A 16,878-nucleotide genomic window follows, 5' to 3' on the forward strand; every position below is an offset into this window, starting at 1 on the left:
CGTGGCGCGTGGCATGGAATTGGTCATTAGTTGTACTCCCTCCGTGCATCCGGCGGCGGAATAACGGCGCCCTTGTACTCCACGGGCACGCCACCAAGCGGGTAGTCCTTGCGCTGGGGGTGTCCGATCCAGTCATCCGGCATCGCGGAGCGAGTCAGGCCAGGATGCCCATCAAAAATAATTCCCATGAGATCGAAGGCCTCGCGCTCCGACCAGTCGTCGCCCGGGTAGACCGAGCAGATCGACGGCATGTGCGGATCGTCATCCGGGCACGTGACCTCGAGGGCGATCATCCGGTTGTGGGTGATCGAGAAGAACGGGAAGTAGCCGTGGAGCTCCCGGCCCTTATCGTGCGGGTAGTGCACGGCCGAGACGCCAAGGCACAGCTCGAAGCGAAGGTCTTGGTCATCGCGCAGGTAGCGCGCCACGTCCACGAGGCGCTCGCGCTTGATGAAGATCACGAGCTGGTCGTGTTCGACCGAGACCTTCTCGATGACGTCCGTCTCCGCGAAACCGTCGGCCTGGGCGAGCTCGATGATGATGTCCACGACCTCGTCGAACCAGCCGCCGTAGGGGCGGGTTGCCGGAGGAGCGGTGACGAATACTTCTTCTTGGCCGCCAAAGCCGGTGGTGTCGCCGGTGTCCTGGACACCCCACATGCCCTTTCGCCGGGCGATGACCGACGGACCTACCGCGCCGGTTGCTGCGATTTCATCACTCACGCCAGCAGTCCCTTTCTTTCCTCGACTGGGATCGCTTCGAGGGCGGCCTGCTCAGCCTTGCGCGCGATCTCCTTGCGGTGCTCGCCGATGGGGCGGCCCTCAATATGGTTGTTACGAAGCTCAAAGATTGCGTTGATCAGCATCTCGGGGCGCGGCGGGCAGCCGGGCAGGTAGACGTCAACGGGCACGAGGTGGTCAATGCCTTGGAGGATGGCGTAGTTGTTGAACATGCCGCCAGAGGACGCACACACACCCATGGAGATGACCCACTTGGGTTCCATGAGCTGATCGTAAATGTTGCGCACGACCGGAGCCATCTTCTGACTCACGCGGCCCGAGACGAGCATGAGGTCTGCGTGTCGCGGCGATGCGCGGAAGACCTCCATACCAATACGCGAGGCGTCGAATCGCACGGCGCCGAACGCCATCATCTCAATTGCACAGCAGGCCAGACCCATCGTCACCGGCCACGGCGAACGAGCCTGTGCCCAGCCGCCGACGGCCTCGATGCCGTGAAGGAGCTTTCCTGATGCCTTTTCTTCAATACCCATTCTTACTCCCACTCCAGTCCGCCACGGCGCCATTCATAGACGAACGGGACGGTAATGAGGAATACAAAGCTTGCGATCGCAATCACTCCGGCCACGCCCAGCTGATCCGCGGTCACAGCCCACGGATAGAGGAACACGACCTCGATGTCGAAAATGATGAAGGTCATGGCCGTCAAGAAGTACTTGATCGGGAAGCGCCCTTCCTGGCCAGCGTTCGGTGTGGCTTCGAGACCGCACTCGTAGTTGGCGACCTTGACGCGGTTATAGCGCTTGGGGCCGAGGAACGCGGACATGACGAGTCCGACGACGGCGACCACGCCGGCGGCAATGATCATCACTAGGAATGGAACATACGAATACATCAGCCCTCCACATGTTCTTTCATCGTTGAAAGGTTTGGTGCCTGTGCATGCACAACACGTCTAACCTTACAGGTTTGGTTAAAGTCTTTTGGGTTCACGCTTTAGGAACCACCTTCGTCAAAGACGTAATGAGCCTATCCATCCAGTCCCCGCCACGGCGATCGTAGGCGTCGGACAGAAGTTTCATCACGAGCGTCATCAGCGTGGGGCGGGGCAGGCCGTACTTGACGCAGATGTGCATGATCTCCGGACGTTCAATGAGCGCCGCAAAGATGCGCCCGAGCGTGTAGTACCCGCCCAATTCGAGGCGGAGCTCTTCAGGGTATTGCGCCATCGCGCGGTCCTGCTGGCCGAGCGTGGGGCGAAGGAGTGCTTGCCCGATGAAGTCCGCCAGGAGACGGCCGGACGCGAGCGCGTACGCGATGCCCTCACCGTTGAAGGGCGACACCATCCCGCCGGCGTCGCCGACGAGCGCCAGTCCGTTCTCGTAGTGCGGCTTTCGGTTGAATGCCATGGGTAGCGCCGCGCCGCGGATCGGGCCGCGTTGGGTGGTCTCGTTCAGTTCCCATTCGGGAGGCGTGTTGGCGAGCCAGGCTTGCAGGACCTTGCGGTGGTCGACGCCCGATGGCGTTGCCGTGGAGGAGAGGCTGCCGAGTCCGACGTTGACGAGGCCGTCGCCGACGGCGAACGCCCAGGCGTAGCCCGGAAGCTGTTCGGATTCGTTCGGCTTGCCCGCCCATAGTTCGAGCCAAGACTCCATCATGTCCGTCTGGGACAGCGGGGATTCGAAGTACGTGCGCACGGCAACGCCCATCGGGCGATCCTGCGCCTTTTCGCGGCCCACGGCTGTGGACAGGCGCGCCGAGACTCCCCCGGCGTCGACGACGAAGCGCGCCGAGAACGACATCTCTTCATTTCGGTCGCGGGTCGAGCGAGCGGTCACGCCCACGACTCGGCCGGACTTTTCGTGGATGATCGGGCCGGTGACCGTGACGCCCTCGCGCAACCGCGCGCCGGACTTCACGGCGTGTCGGATCAGCAGCTCATCAAAATCGGTGCGCCTATTCGCGCTTCCCCAGTTCGGCTGCGAGGCGAGCTCTGGCCACGGAACTTCGATCTCGTGGCCGGCGCCGTATGCGCGGATGCCGTGATTGCGGACCCAGCCGTCCTCTTCCTTGAGCGAGATGCCCATCCGGATGAGTTCGCCGACCGCGCGCGGGGTCAGGCCGTCGCCACAAATCTTGTCTCGCGGGAACGTCGCCTTTTCCAAAACGAGCACGTCAACACCGTTTTGGGCGAGGTAGTGGGCTGTAGATGCGCCTGCAGGACCGCCGCCAACGACGATGACATCTGCATGCTCTGCCATAGATCTGCCCTTCCCAAGGCGTGATTAATTTAATCGCGCCATTCCGCCCAATAGTCTACGCACCTTCGCCGGGCATACGAAATTGTCACGAACCTATTTACGCAATACTTTTCTTTCCGAATTAGGAGCGCGAGGTGATTAGGTGGAGGGCTTTTCCGCCCGGTGAAGTGCGACCACTCCGTTGGTGAGATTTCGGTATTCGACGTTGGTCCAGCCGGCCTCGCGCAGGTGCCCGGCGAACTCCTCCTGTGCCGGCCACGTCTCAATCGACTCGAACAGGTAACCGTAGGCGGCGGCGTTCGAGGAGAACAGTGAGGCCACGAGCGGCATGAAGTCCTGGAGGTAGAAATGGTAGGCGGTGCGGAACAGGCGGTTCTTCGGGCGCGAGAACTCGGCGATGACGAGGCGGCCGCCGGGCTTGGTCACCCGGAACATTTCGCTCAGCGCCATGTCCGGATCCTTCACGTTACGAATGCCGTAGGAAATGGTGGTCACGTCAAACGTGTTATCCGCGAACGGGAGGTTCATCGCGTCGGCCTGAACGAATTCCAGATCGGGGTAGCGCAGGCGGCCCTTCTTGATCATTCCTTCGGAAAAATCGGAGGCAATGACGTCGGCGCCGTACTTCGCGTAGGAGGCTGCGGACGAGCCCGTGCCGGCTGCGATATCGAGCACTTTTAGACCGGGGCGGGGCGCGATCGCCTCGCGGGTTGCAGAGCGCCAAACTTTAATAAGACCGCCGGTCAGGATTCCATTGGTGATGTCATATTTGTTCGAAACGCCGTCGAACATACTGGCGACGTCGCGGGGGTTCTTCTCTAGGGTGGCTCTATCCATACCTGCATTTAATCAAATTGCGACGTAACATCGATACTCGTGTTCGAGATTCCACATTTACGTGCCCAGACTACCGAGCTCCCGCACGCTCCGATTTTGACCTCGCTTCTGCGCACGGAGCAGGGGTCAATCGTCTGGATGCGCGAGGGCAAGGGCTTTGTCGCAGCCGGCCAAGCGGCGCGCTATGACCACGGGCCAGATGGCGCAAACACGCGGTTTGCGCTGGCTTCGCAGTGGTGGACAGAGGTGTTGGCGGAGGCCGAGATTCGCGACGACATGCGCGGGCGCGGCACCGGACTGGTCTGCGTCGGCTCCTTCAGTTTTGCGTCCGATTCGCACGCTGGGTCCGCCTTGATCATCCCGCAGGTCGTGGTGGGCTGGGACGGCGAGCGCGGATGGATCACATTCATTGGCCCCGCCGATCGTGACGTGTTCGACACGCTGGATCCCGACGCACGCGAGCTCGTCGACGCCGCACTGCGGCCCTCCCAAGTTGAGTATCCCGGCCACGGCGCCGCTCACGTCAAGCCGGCCGACGCCGACGCGCACCGGGCCGCCGTCGTCGCTATTCAAGAACGCATCGACGCGGGTGAGGCCGACAAGGTCGTGCTCGCGCGGGAACTCACTGTGACCACGGACGAGCCGATCGACGAGCGCTACGTCATCGAGCGCCTGGCGCAGGCCTATCCGCAGACGTGGACGTTCGCCGTGGACGGGCTCGTGGGCGCGACTCCGGAGCTATTGGCCGCGACGACGGACCGGTCGGTTCACGTTCAGGTGCTGGCGGGCACGCTCCCCCGCGGCGGCGATGACGACGCCGGGAAGCTACAGGCCTCCGAGAAGGACGTGGCCGAACACCGCCTCTCCGTGGAGTCGGTGGTGACGGAACTGGAGAAGATCGCCACGCTTCACGTGGATGACACGTTCGTGCTTGAGCTGCCCAACGTCGTCCATCTGGCCACGAATGTGCGCGCGGATCTCGAGTTTGACGCGACAGCCCTTCAGGTGGCCGGCGCATTGCATCCGACCGCCGCGCTTGGCGGCACGCCCACGCTGCAGGCGCTGGAGATTATCTCGCAGGTCGAGGGCATTGATCGGGATCGCTACGGCGCGCCCGTGGGATGGATGGACGCGCGCGGTGGCCAGTGGTGCGTGGCTCTGCGCTGCGCGCGCATCGAGGGCAACCGGGCAACGGCCTGGGCCGGTGGCGGCATCCTCGCGACCTCCGATCCGGACGGCGAATACACCGAGACCGTGGCCAAGTTCGCGCCGATTCTTGGCGCGCTCGGCGCAGAGGCTTAGGGCTCGGCGTAGAGTTTAGTCAGCGCAGAGGTTTAGTCAGCGCGCGTCGCGAGCGTCACGTCGACCTCGAGCAACTCGCCGTTGCGGATGATCAGGAGCGTGATGACCTCGCCGGAGGCGAACTGCCGGACGTACCCGGTGAGGGCAAGCGCCGAGGAGACGTCTCGCCCGTTGACCTGAAGCACGACGTCGCCCACCTTCAACCCCGCCATATCGGCCGGGGTGTTCGGATCCACGACCCGCACTTCCGCGCCCGTCCAGGCCGTGCCGTCGGCCTGACCGATTCCGTCGATGATGGACACGCCCAAGTACGCGTGCTCTGCCACGCCGTTCTCGATGAGCTCGCCCGCCACCCGCTGCGCGAGGTTCGCCGGGATAGCGAAGCCAAGCCCGATCGAGCCGACCTGCCCCTCCTCGCCCAGCGATGCGATGGAGGAGGCCACGCCGATGACCTGACCGCTCTCGTCGAAGACCGGCCCTCCCGAGTTTCCGGGGTTGACGGCCGCGTCGATCTGAATGGCGTTCGTAATGACGCGCGTCGGATCTGCGTTCGCGCTTTCCTTGATGGTCTGAACTGGCCGATCGAGCGCGGAGACGATGCCGGTGGTCATCGTGGAGGAGAGCCCGAGCGGGTTTCCGATCGCGGCAACCGGATCGCCGACGACGACCTGGGAGGAATCGCCAAAGCGCGCCACCGTGAGGTTATCCGGCGGAGAGATGAGCTTGATGACGGCGAGGTCGGTCGATTCGTCGGTGCCCACGATATCGGCGTCGTAGACGCGACCGTCGTGGAGCGTCACGTACACGCCCGTCGCGCCGTCAACCACGTGGTCGTTCGTGATGATGTGGCCCTGATCGTCGATCACAAAACCGGATCCGGCAGACGCACCGCCCTGAAGCGAGACGTCGATGGCCACCACGGAGCCGCCCACGGCATCCGCGACGACGGCCCAGTCCGGTGCCGCGCCGTCGGTCTCGACGAGTTCGGTGGTGCCGGAGGTGAAGGTAGTCGGCGCGGCGGCAGGTCGCGAGTTGAACCAGCGCGCGTTCATGACGCCGACGCCGAGTACGCCGCCCAGCAGCGCCGAAATGAGGCCGACGGCGATGAGCGCGGCCCAGCCCGGGCCCTTGCGCTTCTTCTTCTGAGGCTTGGATGCCTGAGCCTGCTCCCAGCGCGACCACGGGAAGTCCCCCGTTGGCACCTGCCCCTGCGACTGGTTCACCGGGGTCGAGCCGTAGACGTTCTGGCCCGAGTTATTCATTGGCGTGGGAGCCACCGCCGGCGAGTGCACGACCGGACGGGTCTCGTGGCCCGGGATCTCGTGAGGCGTGGCCTGGTGGGCCGGGCTCTCGTGGCGCGGGCTGAAGCGCGACTGCGTCGGCTGACTCGGCGCATGGCCGCCGTGCGGCGCGCCCGATGGGCGCTCGCCGAAGGGGAAGTTGTTCGGGTAGGCAAGGCGCTCGGTCGGCGCGGAGTCGCGGCGCGCGCTGTCCGGCGAGGAATTGCCAGCGGTCCCAGATGAGCCTCCGGGGCCCAGTGCCCGTTCGTCGTCGTGGTTATCCATGACTTCCTCCCTCCACATAGCCCTGCGCTACCGTGTCTAATCTAAGGGCATGCGCCGGTGCAGTTGAAATTTCACGCGAATTTTTTACTCAGGGCACAAGTGCGCGCACGATCGCGTCTGCGAGGTCCCGCCGCGCCGCGCGCTCGTCGGCCATGGCCGTGCGGCCAAGATCCACGTACACGATTCGAACCCCGCCGACGGTCGCGAGCGCCTCGGTGAACTCCGCGAGGTTCGCGGGCGCGAGGAACTCCACGCCGAGCGCGCGGGCGAGCGCCTCGACGTCCAGCTCCTTTTCAGTGCGGAACGCCCGGTCGTAGGCGGCCTCGGGGCCTGCCCCATATTCGAGCGTGGCAAACAGTGAGCCGCCGTGATCATCGATCACGACGACGTCGAGGCCCGGGATCGTCTGCCCCGCCCCACGCACGAGCGCACCGAGATCGTGGATGAAGGCGAGGTCTCCGACGACGACGCGCACGGGCTCCCCCAGCGCGATCGACGTGCCTATTGCCGTGGAGATCGTGCCGTCGATACCCGCGAGCCCGCGGTTGGCAAAGAGCGGGCCGGCGGGCACGCCGCCGTAGAGGTTGACCTCGCGGATGATCGAGGAGGCCGCGAGCTGGGTGGGCACGGGTGAGGCCGTCAGTGCGCGCGCGATGGTTGGGAACGTGAGCTCCGCGCCGATCTCGCCCTCGATGGCCGCGTCCGCGAGCGCGCTGGCATCTCGCCAGTCCTGGAGCCACTGAGGGTCGGCCTGGGCCAGCAGTTCGTTGACCTCGTCGAGGGTGGTGACGTGCGCGGTGCCGGCGGCGTCGGTGTACCCGGCCCCCTCATCCACGGCGAAGACGGCGACGGCCGGGTCGGCGAGGATCGCCGAGACGTCGCGCGTGAGGGTGGGGTGACCAAGCACGATCACCGAATCGATGCGGGCCCGAAGCGGCGTGCGCAGGAGGTAGGGGTGGGCACTGACCGCGTTCGGGTGGGCGCGCAGCTCGCCGGTCGGTTCGGCGAGGATCGGCACATCGGCAAGGCGCGGCACACGCTCGCGCAGGTGCTCGCGCAGATGAGTGTGCGCGGCTAACTGCGACCGAACTGAGGGGCCAGACACGACGACGGGGTGGCGCCCGGGCTCGGGCTGATCCGGCGCGCAGTCGGCCGCGGCGCTGCTCCAGGTGTGGCCTGGCACGAGCGGCTCGCGGAAGGCCACGTTGATAAGCGCGGGTCCGGGCTCGGCGCCCGTCGCCTTGCGCACCGCTCGGACAACCTGACCGCGCACCTCGGGCGCATCGGCGGGGATGTCCGTGACGAAACGGACCGACCCGTCGAGCACGGCGCGGTGGTCGGCGGTCTGCGAGGCGCGCACGCCGCGCCTCTCATGCGGGCGGTCGGCGGCGAGGACGATGAGGGGCACGCCCGCGTAGTTGGCCTCCTCGACGGCTGGATGCAGGTTCGCAACCGCGGATCCCGACGTCGTCACAACAGCTGCGGGCTTGCCCGCGACTCCCGAGCCGAGTGCGATAAAGCCCGCCACGCGCTCGTCGGTTTCGATGTGCAGCGTGATGACGCCGGCGTCTGCGGCGTCGCCAAGCGCGTAGGCAAGCGGGGCCGATCGCGAGCCCGGGCACAGCACGAACGTGCTCACGCCGGCCTTGACCAGCTCGGCGATCACTGCGCGCGCGACGCGCGTCGAGCCTTCCATCAGCACCGCTCTCCCATCAACATAGTCCCCCCATGAATTCGAAATCTCCGCTCACGTCACCGCGGTTCGCGGCAAGCTCCCACATCGCGTCGAGGCGCAGGTGCCAGCGGGTCATCAGGTCCTCGCTGACCGGTGCGGAGTATTCCGGAACGATATCGCGGATTGCGATCTCGCCGCCCGTTGGCGTGAGTGGATCGGCCACGACGTCGCGCTCGAACAGCCTCGAGGTGGCAAGCCCACAGGCGTGCGGCAACTCGGGAAGGGATGCCGCGAGCGCGAGCCCGGCCCGCAATCCCACCGAGCTTTCGACGGCGGAGGACACGACGATGGGCATCGCGAGCCTCTCGCACGTCTCTAGCGCCGCACGCACGCCGCCAAGCGGTTGGTTCTTGAGCACGGCCACGTCCGCCGCCCCGGCGCGCGTGATCTCCTCGAAGGCGTGGTCGAGCCTGATTGACTCGTCGGCGGCGATGGGCACGTCAACCTTCCGGCGCACGGCGGCCATATCCTCCACCGACCGGCACGGCTGCTCAACGTACTCGAGCCCGCCGGCTGCCGCCTCCATCTGCCGGATGTGCGAGACCGCCGTCGCCACGTCCCACGCCGCGTTCGCATCCACGCGGATCTTCGCATCGGGCTGCGCGCTGCGCACGGCCTCGAGCCGGGACAGATCTTCGGCCAGGGAGTCGGGGTGGTCGGCAATCTTCACCTTGAACGTCTGGCAGTTGGAATCGGCCGCGAGCCCGTAGGCGGTGACGGGGCCGACGGCCGGAATCGTCTCGTTGACGGGAATCGAATCACGCACCCGCTCGGGATATCCCCGCTGTGCCGCCTCGACACCGGCGGCGAGCCAGGTGGCCGCGACGGCGTCGTCGTAATCCCAAAACGGCGAGGCCTCGCCCCAGCCCGCCTCGCCCTCGAGGAGCAGGCCGTCGCGTTCGACCAGGCGGCGGAAGCGGTTCTTGAACCTCAGCCGGTAGACGTAAATCTTCACCCCTCCACAATACGCTGGCACAATGGGGTTATGACACATGCGACTAGTGCCCTGCCCGCCAAGGTTTCCGAGACGTTCGATCCGCGCCGCTGGCGGTCAATCGACGGCTTCCCGGATTCTGACATCACGTACCATCGCGCCGTTGAGCGCAAGTACAACGGCGAGGCGGTGATCGCCGAGCGCGACCTGCCGGTGGTGCGCATCGCGTTCAATCGGGCGCACGTACGCAACGCGTTCCGGCCCGAGACCGTAGACCAGCTCTACAAGGCGATCGATCACGCGCGCCTGTCGGGCGAAATCGGCACGGTGATCCTGACGGGCAACGGCCCGAGCGAGAAGGACGGCGGCTGGGCGTTTTGCTCGGGTGGCGACCAGCGGATTCGCGGGCGGGACGGCTACAAGTACGACGGCGGTGGCGACGACGCCGAGGCGAATGCGGCTACGCGGGCCGAGACGTCGCGGGCCGGCCGACTCCACATTCTTGAGGTTCAGCGTCTCATGCGCACCTCGGGCATGATCTTCGTTGCGGCCGTGACCGGCTGGGCCACCGGCGGAGGGCACTCGCTCAACGTGGTGTGCGACCTCTCGCTCGCCTCGATCGAACACGCGCGGTTCATGCAGGTGGACGCGAACGTCGGCTCGTTCGACGCCGGATACGGCGCGGCGCTCCTTGCGCGCCAGGTGGGAGACAAGCGGGCGCGCGAAATCTTCTTCTTGGCGCGCGAGTACTCGGCCGAGGACGCCGAGCGCTGGGGCGTGGTCAACGAGGCCGTGCCGCACGCCGAGATTGAGTACCGGGCGCTCGAGTACGCCAAGATCATGGCCACGAAATCCCCGCAGGCGCTGCGGATGCTGAAGTTCGCCTTCAACCTCGCCGACGACGGTCTGGCTGGCCAGCAGGTGTTCGCCGGCGAAGCCACGCGTCTGGCCTACATGACCGACGAGGCACAAGAGGGCCGGGACGCTTTCCTCGAAAAGCGCGCCCCCAACTGGGACGACTTCCCCTTCTACGCGTAGGGGTGGGCGTGGATATTCAGGTACTGGAGGGCGGGCGCGGGCCCGAGGCGCTGGCCAGGGTTGATCGGGCGGTTCGCTCGGCGTTGCGCGCGCATCTCGCAGGCGAGCACCCAGCGCCACTCTTTGTTGTGCCGCCCGGCACCGACGCGCAGGCCGCGAGCGCCGAAGCACTCGAGCTCGGCGTGCCTGCCGAGGCGGGCGTCCTCATGCGGACCTCTGGCTCGACCACCGGCACCGGCAAGATCGTTGCCATCAGCTGGGAATCGCTCGTCGCCTCCGCCACCGCCACACACGAAGCCTTTGGCGGCCCGGGCCGGTGGGTGGCCGAGTTGCCACTCCACCACATCGCGGGCTTCCAGACCGTCGCTCGCACGGCGCTCGTGAGCATCACGGCCGGCGACGATTCGATCCGCCCGGCCTACCTTGACCTCTCCGACGCAGGCGCGCTCGCCAAGGCACTTGCGCCGGCAGCCGGATCGGACGCTGCACACACCGGGCGCGTGTACTTCTCCCTCGTTCCCACCCAGTTGCTCCGAATCCTCGACAACCCACCCGTCCTCGATGCCCTTTCCGGCGCGGTTTTTCTCGTGGGTGGCGCGGGCGTGAGCGCGGAGGCTCTCGAACGCGCGCGGGCCGGCGGCATCGAGATCCACACGTCCTACGGCATGACGGAAACCTGCGGCGGCTGCGTCTACGACGGCCTGCCGATCGGTGACACGCAGATCCTCCTCGACGACGCCGGTCGGATCAGCTTGCGCGGGACCGCCGTGGCTCTCGGGTACCTCGGCGATCGCACTCGGGCTGGCGGCGACCCGGCTTTTAGGGCCGATGCCAACGCGCGGATCCACGCCACCCAGGACGCCGGCCGCGTTACCGACGGGCGCCTCGAGGTCTTGGGCCGCATCGATGACGCGATTACCACCGGCGGCCTGACCGTCATGCCGAGCCTCATCGAAGCCTCGCTGGCGAAGACGGGCTGGGACGCCGTCGTCGTTGGTGTGCCGCACCTGGAGTGGGGAGAAGCCGTGGTCGCGGTGATCGACGACCGCGCGAACCACGCGCAAAGTTGCAACGTCACCGTCATGCGCAGCTACGTCAAGCTGGACCTTGGTGAGGGGTGGGCGCCCACGTACGTCGTGGGGTTGTCGGACCTTGGCGGCGAACTGCCGCACACCGACTCAGGCAAGGTCAATCGACGAGAGCTATCCGACATGGTTGCCGACCACCTCGGGCTCTAGCTCGCGGTAGGATAGGGCGGCTGAAAGGACTGCAATGGCAACCCTAAATGACTGGCTTGAGGGCGCCCGCGTGCGCACGCTACCAGCGGCGGTCTCTCCCGTGCTCGTGGGATCGGGCATCGCGATCATGGAGGGCGGATTCTCGTGGGTCCGCGCGGTTCTCGCAGGCGCCGTGGCGCTCCTGCTTCAGGTGGGCGTGAACTTCGCGAACGACTATTCGGATGGCGTGCGCGGCACGGACGAATGGCGCACCGGTCCCCCACGCCTGACAGGCGGGGGCAAGACCTCCCCGAACGTCGTCAAGTTCGCCGCCTTCGCGTTCTTTGGCCTCGCCGGCCTCGCGGGCATCGCGCTCGTGGCGCTGTCTGGCCAGTGGTGGCTCATCGCGGTGGGTATCGCGGCCGTCGTGGCCGCTTGGTTCTACACGGGTGGCAAGAATCCGTACGGGTACATGGGGCTGGGCGAAGTGTTCGTCATGGTCTTCTTCGGTTACGTGGCAACAGTCGGCACCACCTATACGCAGACCGGCACCGCGCCGTGGGAGGCCTGGGCCGGCGGCACCGGCGTGGGCCTGATCGCCTGCGCGCTGCTCATGATCAATAACATTCGCGACATCCCCACCGACTCCGTGACCGGCAAGAACACGTTGGCCGTGCGCTTAGGTGACCGACGCGCGCGGATCTCCTACGGGCTCATGCTCGCTGGCGCCATCGTCTTCGGGGTTGCGATTGGCTTCAGCCACTGGCCGGTAAGCATCGGCATGATTCCGCTGGCCGTGTGGGCGATTGTGCTAAGCCGCCGCGTCATGTCCGGCCTCGAGGGCCGCGCCCTCATCCCCGTACTTCGCGACACCGGCCTGCTCGAGTTGGCCTACGGCGCCGTCGTCGTCGCGGCGATCGCTCTGTTCTGATCTTGTTGGCCGCGCCGTTCTGATCTTGTTCGCCGCGCCTTCCAGGCGCCGCCTTAACCCTCATCAAAATCGGCGAAGAGTGGCGTTCCTGCCGGCTGCAGGTAGGACTCCACGAGGCTTTTGAGCGGACGATCCGCCAGGTGTGAGAAGCGGCAGGTGTGCGGCACGGTCGGAGGGTAATCCTCAATCTGTATGCCCAGCTGCGTGCCGTCGGGCCGGCGCAGCGAGAAGACCTCGGCTCCGATGCTGCTATGTCCGTCCGCCCCGAGGAGGATTCGGCTGTGACTGAACCATATTTATATTGCGCAATATTTGAACTAGGGTGGGGCGCGTGGCTCGAGTAATACCGATTATCATTGGCGTCGCGTTGATTATCTACGCGTTCATTGACGCTGCCCGCACGGATTCGTCCAAGATGCCGGCGCGTATCAGTAAGCCCGTGTGGTTGTTGCTGATTGCCATCGTGCCCGTGCTTGGGGCACTGATTTGGCTGTTCTTTAAGTACCAGTACATCTTCAAATCGGACTACAAGATGCCCAGCAGCGGCGCGAACCCGTTCAGCCGCACCAAGAAGCCCACGGGCCCGGTGGCTCCCGACGACGATCCGGAGTTCCTCGCCCGCCTCGAAGCCCGCAATCGCCGCCGCGCGTACGAACAGCGGATGCGCGAGGAAGAGGGCCTTGATCCTCTCGAGGACGACGAGGAGACCGAGCACGACGACGGCGAGAACGACGACGAACGCTTCGACGAAGGCGGCCTGTACGGTTCACGCTAAGACCGCGTGAGCTGGCCGCCGGCTGATCCAGCAGGTGGTTTAGGTGTGTGCCTCGGCTGATGACGTGCCCGGCACCATGTCCGACGCCTCGTCGAGGAGGTAGCCGACCGGCTCCCAGTAATCCAAGGCCAGCAGCTGCTTGTCGGCGAAGGTCAGCGACGTGACCGACGCGAGCGAGCATTCGCGCCTGCGCGGATCGTGTGCGATGGGCTTGCGCTCAACAAAGCGGCGCATCGACCAGATTGTGAGCTGGTGGGAGAACAGGACTGCCTCTCCCCCGCGGGCGTGGTCGATGGCGTGTGCAATAGCTTGAGACATGCGCTCGATAATCTCGTCATAGGGCTCGCCCCACGATGGCTCGAGCGGGTTGGCGTACCACGACCAATAGCGCGGGTGAGCCAAAATCCACCGGTTCTTATTGACGGGCACGCCCTCGAACTTGTTGTCGGCTTCGAGGAGTCGTGCATCCTTGACGATCTCGAGTCCGAACGCCTCGGCTGTGGGCGTCGCCGTCTCAACGGCCCGTTCGAGCGGGGAGGACATCACGTAGCGCACGTCGTGCTCCGAAAACGCCTCGCCCAGGCCATCTGCCATGCGGTAGCCCAGATCCGAGAGGTGGTAGCCGGGCCTGCGACCATACAAAACGGCCTCGGGGTTATGAACCTCTCCGTGGCGGACGAGGTGAACGGTCGTAATATCCATGGCCTACATTGTGCCATGCGGGGCGGCGCGAGCCGAACCCGGTTACTCCTGCGCGTCGATAAGCTTCTTCAGGACGCGGCCGAACTTCAAGAACTCCTCGGCGTCCAAGTGCGAGATGAGGTGGCGGCGCACGGATTCAACGTGCTGCGGCGCTGTCTTTTCGAGCTTGGCAAAGCCATCGTCCGTGAGTTTGCAGATGATGCCTCGGCGGTCGTCCGGGCATGGGGCGCGCAGGACAAAGCCCTCCTTCTCGAGCCGCTTGACCGTGTGGGTCAGCCGCGAGCGCGAATGCACGAGGTTCTCGGCAAGGTGCGACATGCGCAGCTGGCGGTCCGGGGATTCGGACAGACGCACGAGCACCTCGTACTCGTTGAGGGTCAGGCCAGAATCCGTGGCAAGGTCATGATTGATCGCATCGAGAACGAGAGCCTGACCCGTGAGGAATGATCTCCAGGCGGTCTGCTCTTTCTCGTTCAGCCATTCGACCACGTCTGCCTCCCTGCGTGCCTGATTGAAACTTCAACAAGCCGAGTATGTCACAGTCTTTCCCGCAAAAGAAAGAGCCCCGCCCGAATTGCCCGCATCCGCCGCTTTGATCGACGACGACGATACGCCCACCTTTTCGCGACAGCGCGCCAGTTCGCACCATTGGCCGGGTGGGCGAAACCGTGACTAAACGCTCATGGCGAAACGTGGCTCACGGGCACTTCACGGTGTTAGGCGTTTCCCGATGCTCCCTAGGCGCTTCACGACACGCGCCAAGGCGAGCCGACCGTCGTCGTGAAGAAAAACCGGCTTCCTTATGGAAACCGGTCCGACAGGGAAAACCTATCTACTTCTTGTTGCGACGCTGGTGGCGCGTCTTGCGCAGCAGCTTGCGGTGCTTCTTCTTCGACATCCGCTTGCGGCGCTTCTTAATAACGGAACCCATCGGTTACCTCCGATCGCATTGGCAGTGGCTCAGCCACGTGAACGAGAAAATACTACCCTAGAGCGGGCGAGGGCAAAATTAGGCCCCGAACGCCTCGCGGGCGTCGGTGGCAGATTCGCCGGAGAGTAGATTGTCAACAGCCGACTTAGGCACCCTGTACGAATTACCAACGCGTACTGCCGGCAACTCACCGGCGTGGACCATTCGGTACACAGTCATTCGCGATACGCGAGTTAATTCGGCGACTTCGGCAACCGTGAAAAACTGCGGTGCCGAGGGTGGTAGCTGCGCCATCCTTACCGTCCTTGCATCCCCCATCGGGCGTAAAAAATTCACCGCCGAGAACTGTCGGCGTCACTTCGTTTCACACCATACCCGATTTCCCCAACTTCAACACCATAAACGGGACAATTCCGCGCGAAATAACTTCGTCACACTCCCGCGTCTCGGATGGCGGTACAGATTCGGCCCCCGAGGACTAATCTTGGATAAGCACACTGAGCGAGGGAAAGGCGGTCACATGGCGCACATAGCTCACGTCGGCACGCCCGGACCAGCCGGCCCCCGCCTGCGCGACCGCATCGATCACATCGCGCGCCACTCCCCCGCGCGCCTTGCGATGATCGTTTTCGCCTTCATCATCTTGATCATCACGTCCCTCCTGCTCATGCCGTTTGCCAAGGCCGGCGCGGGAAGTGCGAGCTTCCTCGAGGCGCTGTTTACCGCCACGTCGGCGGTGTGCGTGACTGGCCTGACGATCGTTGATTCGGCCACCTACTGGACGGGCTTCGGGCACGCGATCATCGCGATCGGCCTTCAGATCGGCGGCCTGGGCGTCATGACGCTCGCCTCGCTGCTCGGCCTCGCGGTCTCCCGGCACATCGGCCTCACGCAGCGCTTGCTCGCGGCGTCGGAGACGAAGTCGAAACTCGGCGACGTCGGCGGGCTCCTCAAGGCCGTCGTCATCACCTCGCTGTCCGCCGAGCTCCTCATCGCCGTCGCGCTCTTCCCCTCGATCATGGCGCGCGAGGACACGTTCCTCGGGGCGCTGGGGCACTCGATCTTCATGGCGCTGTCGACATTCAATAACGCGGGATTCGTGATCGCCGACGCCGGCCTGACCGGTTTCGTGGGAAGCTGGGCGATCTTGGTGCCGATCATTCTTGGCACAATGGCGGGCGCGATCGGCTTCCCCGTCATCTTGAACATCTCGCGCAACCCGCGCTCGCCCAAGCGCTGGTCACTGCACACGAAGCTCACCCTCGTCACGTACTTCTCGATCTGGGTGATCGCCGTGGTCGCGATCGGTGCGCTCGAGTGGAACGGCGCCTTCGGGGATTTGAACACGAACGAGCGCGTCCTCGCCTCGCTGTTCCAGGGCACCACGCCGCGGTCGTCCGGCCTGTCCACGGTGGACATCGGGGCGATGTCGGAGGGCACGTGGTTCGTCATGGACGTCCTCATGTTCATCGGCGCCGGATCGGCAGGCACGGGCGGCGGCATCAAGGTGACCACGTTTGCCGTGCTCGTCCTCGCGATTATTGCGGAGGCGCGAGGCGATCGGGACACCGAGGCGTTCGGCAGGCGCATCCCCGCCGACGTGCACCGGCTCGCCATTTCGGCCACGTTCCTCGGCGCGTTCCTCGTCGGGCTCGCCACGCTCGTCATATTGAGCGTCTCGAATCAGCCCCTCTCGCGCGTGCTGTTCGACGTCATTTCGGCCTTCGCCACGGTCGGCCTGTCCACGGGCATCACGCCCGACCTGCCGTCGTCGGCGAAACTCGTCCTCGTCGTCCTGATGTACCTGGGTCGCGTGGGAACCATGACCTTCGCCGCGGCGCTCGCCCTGCGCTCGCGCCGGCGCGTCGTCAGACTGCCAGAAGATCGACCGATCATTGGCTAAAATCACC

18 protein-coding genes are annotated in these 16,878 nt (G+C 65.2%); 6 read left to right on the forward strand and 12 right to left on the reverse strand.

Translation table 11 applies throughout. From position 1 onward, the window contains the following. Positions 1 to 26 precede the first annotated feature (26 nt). From ACHFFR_RS02160 to ACHFFR_RS02180, 5 genes are all read right to left on the reverse strand, one after another. Complete coding sequence (locus tag ACHFFR_RS02160) at positions 27 to 722, reverse strand: NADH-quinone oxidoreductase subunit C (RefSeq protein WP_394262627.1); 696 nt, start codon at positions 720 to 722, stop codon at positions 27 to 29. Beyond that, on the reverse strand, positions 719 to 1,273 hold the full coding sequence (locus tag ACHFFR_RS02165; RefSeq protein WP_394262628.1) for an NADH-quinone oxidoreductase subunit B: 555 nt from the start codon (positions 1,271 to 1,273) through the stop codon (positions 719 to 721). Before ACHFFR_RS02165 ends, ACHFFR_RS02160 begins: the two co-directional genes overlap by 4 nt. A gap of 2 nt (positions 1,274 to 1,275) precedes the next feature. Further along, positions 1,276 to 1,635, reverse strand: coding sequence for an NADH-quinone oxidoreductase subunit A (locus ACHFFR_RS02170; RefSeq protein WP_394262629.1), 360 nt, complete (start codon positions 1,633 to 1,635; stop codon positions 1,276 to 1,278). 94 nt (positions 1,636 to 1,729) lie between these two features. Continuing rightward, the gene (locus ACHFFR_RS02175) at positions 1,730 to 3,001 is read right to left on the reverse strand and encodes a geranylgeranyl reductase family protein (RefSeq protein ID WP_394262630.1); all 1,272 of its coding nucleotides are present in this window, start codon (positions 2,999 to 3,001) and stop codon (positions 1,730 to 1,732) included. Between the two features lie 138 nt (positions 3,002 to 3,139). After that, on the reverse strand, positions 3,140 to 3,838 hold the full coding sequence (locus ACHFFR_RS02180; RefSeq protein WP_394262631.1) for a demethylmenaquinone methyltransferase: 699 nt from the start codon (positions 3,836 to 3,838) through the stop codon (positions 3,140 to 3,142). A 39-nt stretch (positions 3,839 to 3,877) separates the two neighbouring features. On the opposite strand from ACHFFR_RS02180, the gene ACHFFR_RS02185 reads away from it, so the two are divergent. Beyond that, positions 3,878 to 5,140, forward strand: coding sequence for an isochorismate synthase MenF (locus ACHFFR_RS02185; RefSeq protein ID WP_394262632.1), 1,263 nt, complete (start codon positions 3,878 to 3,880; stop codon positions 5,138 to 5,140). Positions 5,141 to 5,172: 32 nt separating this feature from the next. Here the strand turns inward: ACHFFR_RS02185 and ACHFFR_RS02190 are convergent, their stop codons facing one another. From ACHFFR_RS02190 to ACHFFR_RS02200, 3 genes are all read right to left on the reverse strand, one after another. After that, complete coding sequence (locus tag ACHFFR_RS02190; RefSeq protein ID WP_394262633.1) at positions 5,173 to 6,705, reverse strand: S1C family serine protease; 1,533 nt, start codon at positions 6,703 to 6,705, stop codon at positions 5,173 to 5,175. 88 nt (positions 6,706 to 6,793) lie between these two features. Continuing rightward, positions 6,794 to 8,401 (reverse strand): 2-succinyl-5-enolpyruvyl-6-hydroxy-3-cyclohexene-1-carboxylic-acid synthase, encoded by a 1,608-nt coding sequence (menD, locus tag ACHFFR_RS02195; protein ID WP_394262634.1) that lies wholly within the window; start codon positions 8,399 to 8,401, stop codon positions 6,794 to 6,796. 16 nt (positions 8,402 to 8,417) lie between these two features. Beyond that, entirely contained in the window at positions 8,418 to 9,395 is a 978-nt protein-coding gene (locus ACHFFR_RS02200; protein WP_394262635.1) for an o-succinylbenzoate synthase, read from the reverse strand. Between the two features lie 30 nt (positions 9,396 to 9,425). On the opposite strand from ACHFFR_RS02200, the gene ACHFFR_RS02205 reads away from it, so the two are divergent. From ACHFFR_RS02205 to ACHFFR_RS02220, 4 genes are all read left to right on the forward strand, one after another. Next, a complete protein-coding gene (locus ACHFFR_RS02205) occupies positions 9,426 to 10,412 on the forward strand; it encodes a 1,4-dihydroxy-2-naphthoyl-CoA synthase (RefSeq protein WP_394262636.1) in 987 nt (328 codons plus the stop codon). Positions 10,413 to 10,420: 8 nt separating this feature from the next. Further along, positions 10,421 to 11,650, forward strand: a complete 1,230-nt coding sequence (locus ACHFFR_RS02210) for an AMP-binding protein (RefSeq protein ID WP_394262637.1) — start codon at positions 10,421 to 10,423, stop codon at positions 11,648 to 11,650. 34 nt (positions 11,651 to 11,684) lie between these two features. Further along, positions 11,685 to 12,560, forward strand: coding sequence for a 1,4-dihydroxy-2-naphthoate polyprenyltransferase (locus tag ACHFFR_RS02215; RefSeq protein ID WP_394262638.1), 876 nt, complete (start codon positions 11,685 to 11,687; stop codon positions 12,558 to 12,560). 331 nt (positions 12,561 to 12,891) lie between these two features. Then, positions 12,892 to 13,335, forward strand: coding sequence for a PLD nuclease N-terminal domain-containing protein (locus ACHFFR_RS02220; protein ID WP_394262639.1), 444 nt, complete (start codon positions 12,892 to 12,894; stop codon positions 13,333 to 13,335). Between the two features lie 39 nt (positions 13,336 to 13,374). On the opposite strand, the gene ACHFFR_RS02225 is transcribed toward ACHFFR_RS02220, so the two are convergent. The 4 genes from ACHFFR_RS02225 to ACHFFR_RS02240 form a co-directional block, all read right to left on the reverse strand. Further along, the gene (locus ACHFFR_RS02225) at positions 13,375 to 14,037 is read right to left on the reverse strand and encodes a histidine phosphatase family protein (RefSeq protein WP_394262640.1); all 663 of its coding nucleotides are present in this window, start codon (positions 14,035 to 14,037) and stop codon (positions 13,375 to 13,377) included. 42 nt (positions 14,038 to 14,079) lie between these two features. After that, positions 14,080 to 14,526, reverse strand: a complete 447-nt coding sequence (locus ACHFFR_RS02230; RefSeq protein ID WP_394262641.1) for a MarR family winged helix-turn-helix transcriptional regulator — start codon at positions 14,524 to 14,526, stop codon at positions 14,080 to 14,082. A 343-nt stretch (positions 14,527 to 14,869) separates the two neighbouring features. Further along, positions 14,870 to 14,968, reverse strand: a complete 99-nt coding sequence (locus tag ACHFFR_RS02235) for a 30S ribosomal protein bS22 (protein ID WP_005504750.1) — start codon at positions 14,966 to 14,968, stop codon at positions 14,870 to 14,872. Between the two features lie 78 nt (positions 14,969 to 15,046). Next, entirely contained in the window at positions 15,047 to 15,262 is a 216-nt protein-coding gene (locus ACHFFR_RS02240) for a helix-turn-helix domain-containing protein (RefSeq protein WP_394262642.1), read from the reverse strand. A gap of 226 nt (positions 15,263 to 15,488) precedes the next feature. Between ACHFFR_RS02240 and ACHFFR_RS02245 the strand changes: the two genes are divergently transcribed. Next, entirely contained in the window at positions 15,489 to 16,871 is a 1,383-nt protein-coding gene (locus ACHFFR_RS02245) for a TrkH family potassium uptake protein (protein WP_394262643.1), read from the forward strand. Positions 16,872 to 16,878: the final 7 nt, after the last annotated feature.

Source organism: Trueperella sp., assembly GCF_043424875.1.
GTDB lineage: Bacteria > Actinomycetota > Actinomycetes > Actinomycetales > Actinomycetaceae > Trueperella.

Excerpts from the sequence above, each read along its gene's own strand:
- ACHFFR_RS02165 (WP_394262628.1), bottom strand. The coding sequence starts at position 1,273 with ATGGGTATTGAAGAAAAGGCATCAGGAAAGCTCCTTCACGGCATCGAG.
- ACHFFR_RS02170 (WP_394262629.1), bottom strand. The coding sequence starts at position 1,635 with ATGTATTCGTATGTTCCATTCCTAGTGATGATCATTGCCGCCGGCGTG.
- ACHFFR_RS02175 (WP_394262630.1), bottom strand. The coding sequence starts at position 3,001 with ATGGCAGAGCATGCAGATGTCATCGTCGTTGGCGGCGGTCCTGCAGGC.
- ACHFFR_RS02180 (WP_394262631.1), bottom strand. The coding sequence starts at position 3,838 with ATGGATAGAGCCACCCTAGAGAAGAACCCCCGCGACGTCGCCAGTATG.
- ACHFFR_RS02190 (WP_394262633.1), bottom strand. The coding sequence starts at position 6,705 with ATGGATAACCACGACGACGAACGGGCACTGGGCCCCGGAGGCTCATCT.
- menD (WP_394262634.1), bottom strand. The coding sequence starts at position 8,401 with ATGGAAGGCTCGACGCGCGTCGCGCGCGCAGTGATCGCCGAGCTGGTC.
- ACHFFR_RS02205 (WP_394262636.1), top strand. The coding sequence starts at position 9,426 with ATGACACATGCGACTAGTGCCCTGCCCGCCAAGGTTTCCGAGACGTTC.
- ACHFFR_RS02215 (WP_394262638.1), top strand. The coding sequence starts at position 11,685 with ATGGCAACCCTAAATGACTGGCTTGAGGGCGCCCGCGTGCGCACGCTA.
- ACHFFR_RS02225 (WP_394262640.1), bottom strand. The coding sequence starts at position 14,037 with ATGGATATTACGACCGTTCACCTCGTCCGCCACGGAGAGGTTCATAAC.
- ACHFFR_RS02235 (WP_005504750.1), bottom strand. The coding sequence starts at position 14,968 with ATGGGTTCCGTTATTAAGAAGCGCCGCAAGCGGATGTCGAAGAAGAAG.
- ACHFFR_RS02240 (WP_394262642.1), bottom strand. The coding sequence starts at position 15,262 with ATGGCGCAGCTACCACCCTCGGCACCGCAGTTTTTCACGGTTGCCGAA.
- ACHFFR_RS02245 (WP_394262643.1), top strand. The coding sequence starts at position 15,489 with ATGGCGCACATAGCTCACGTCGGCACGCCCGGACCAGCCGGCCCCCGC.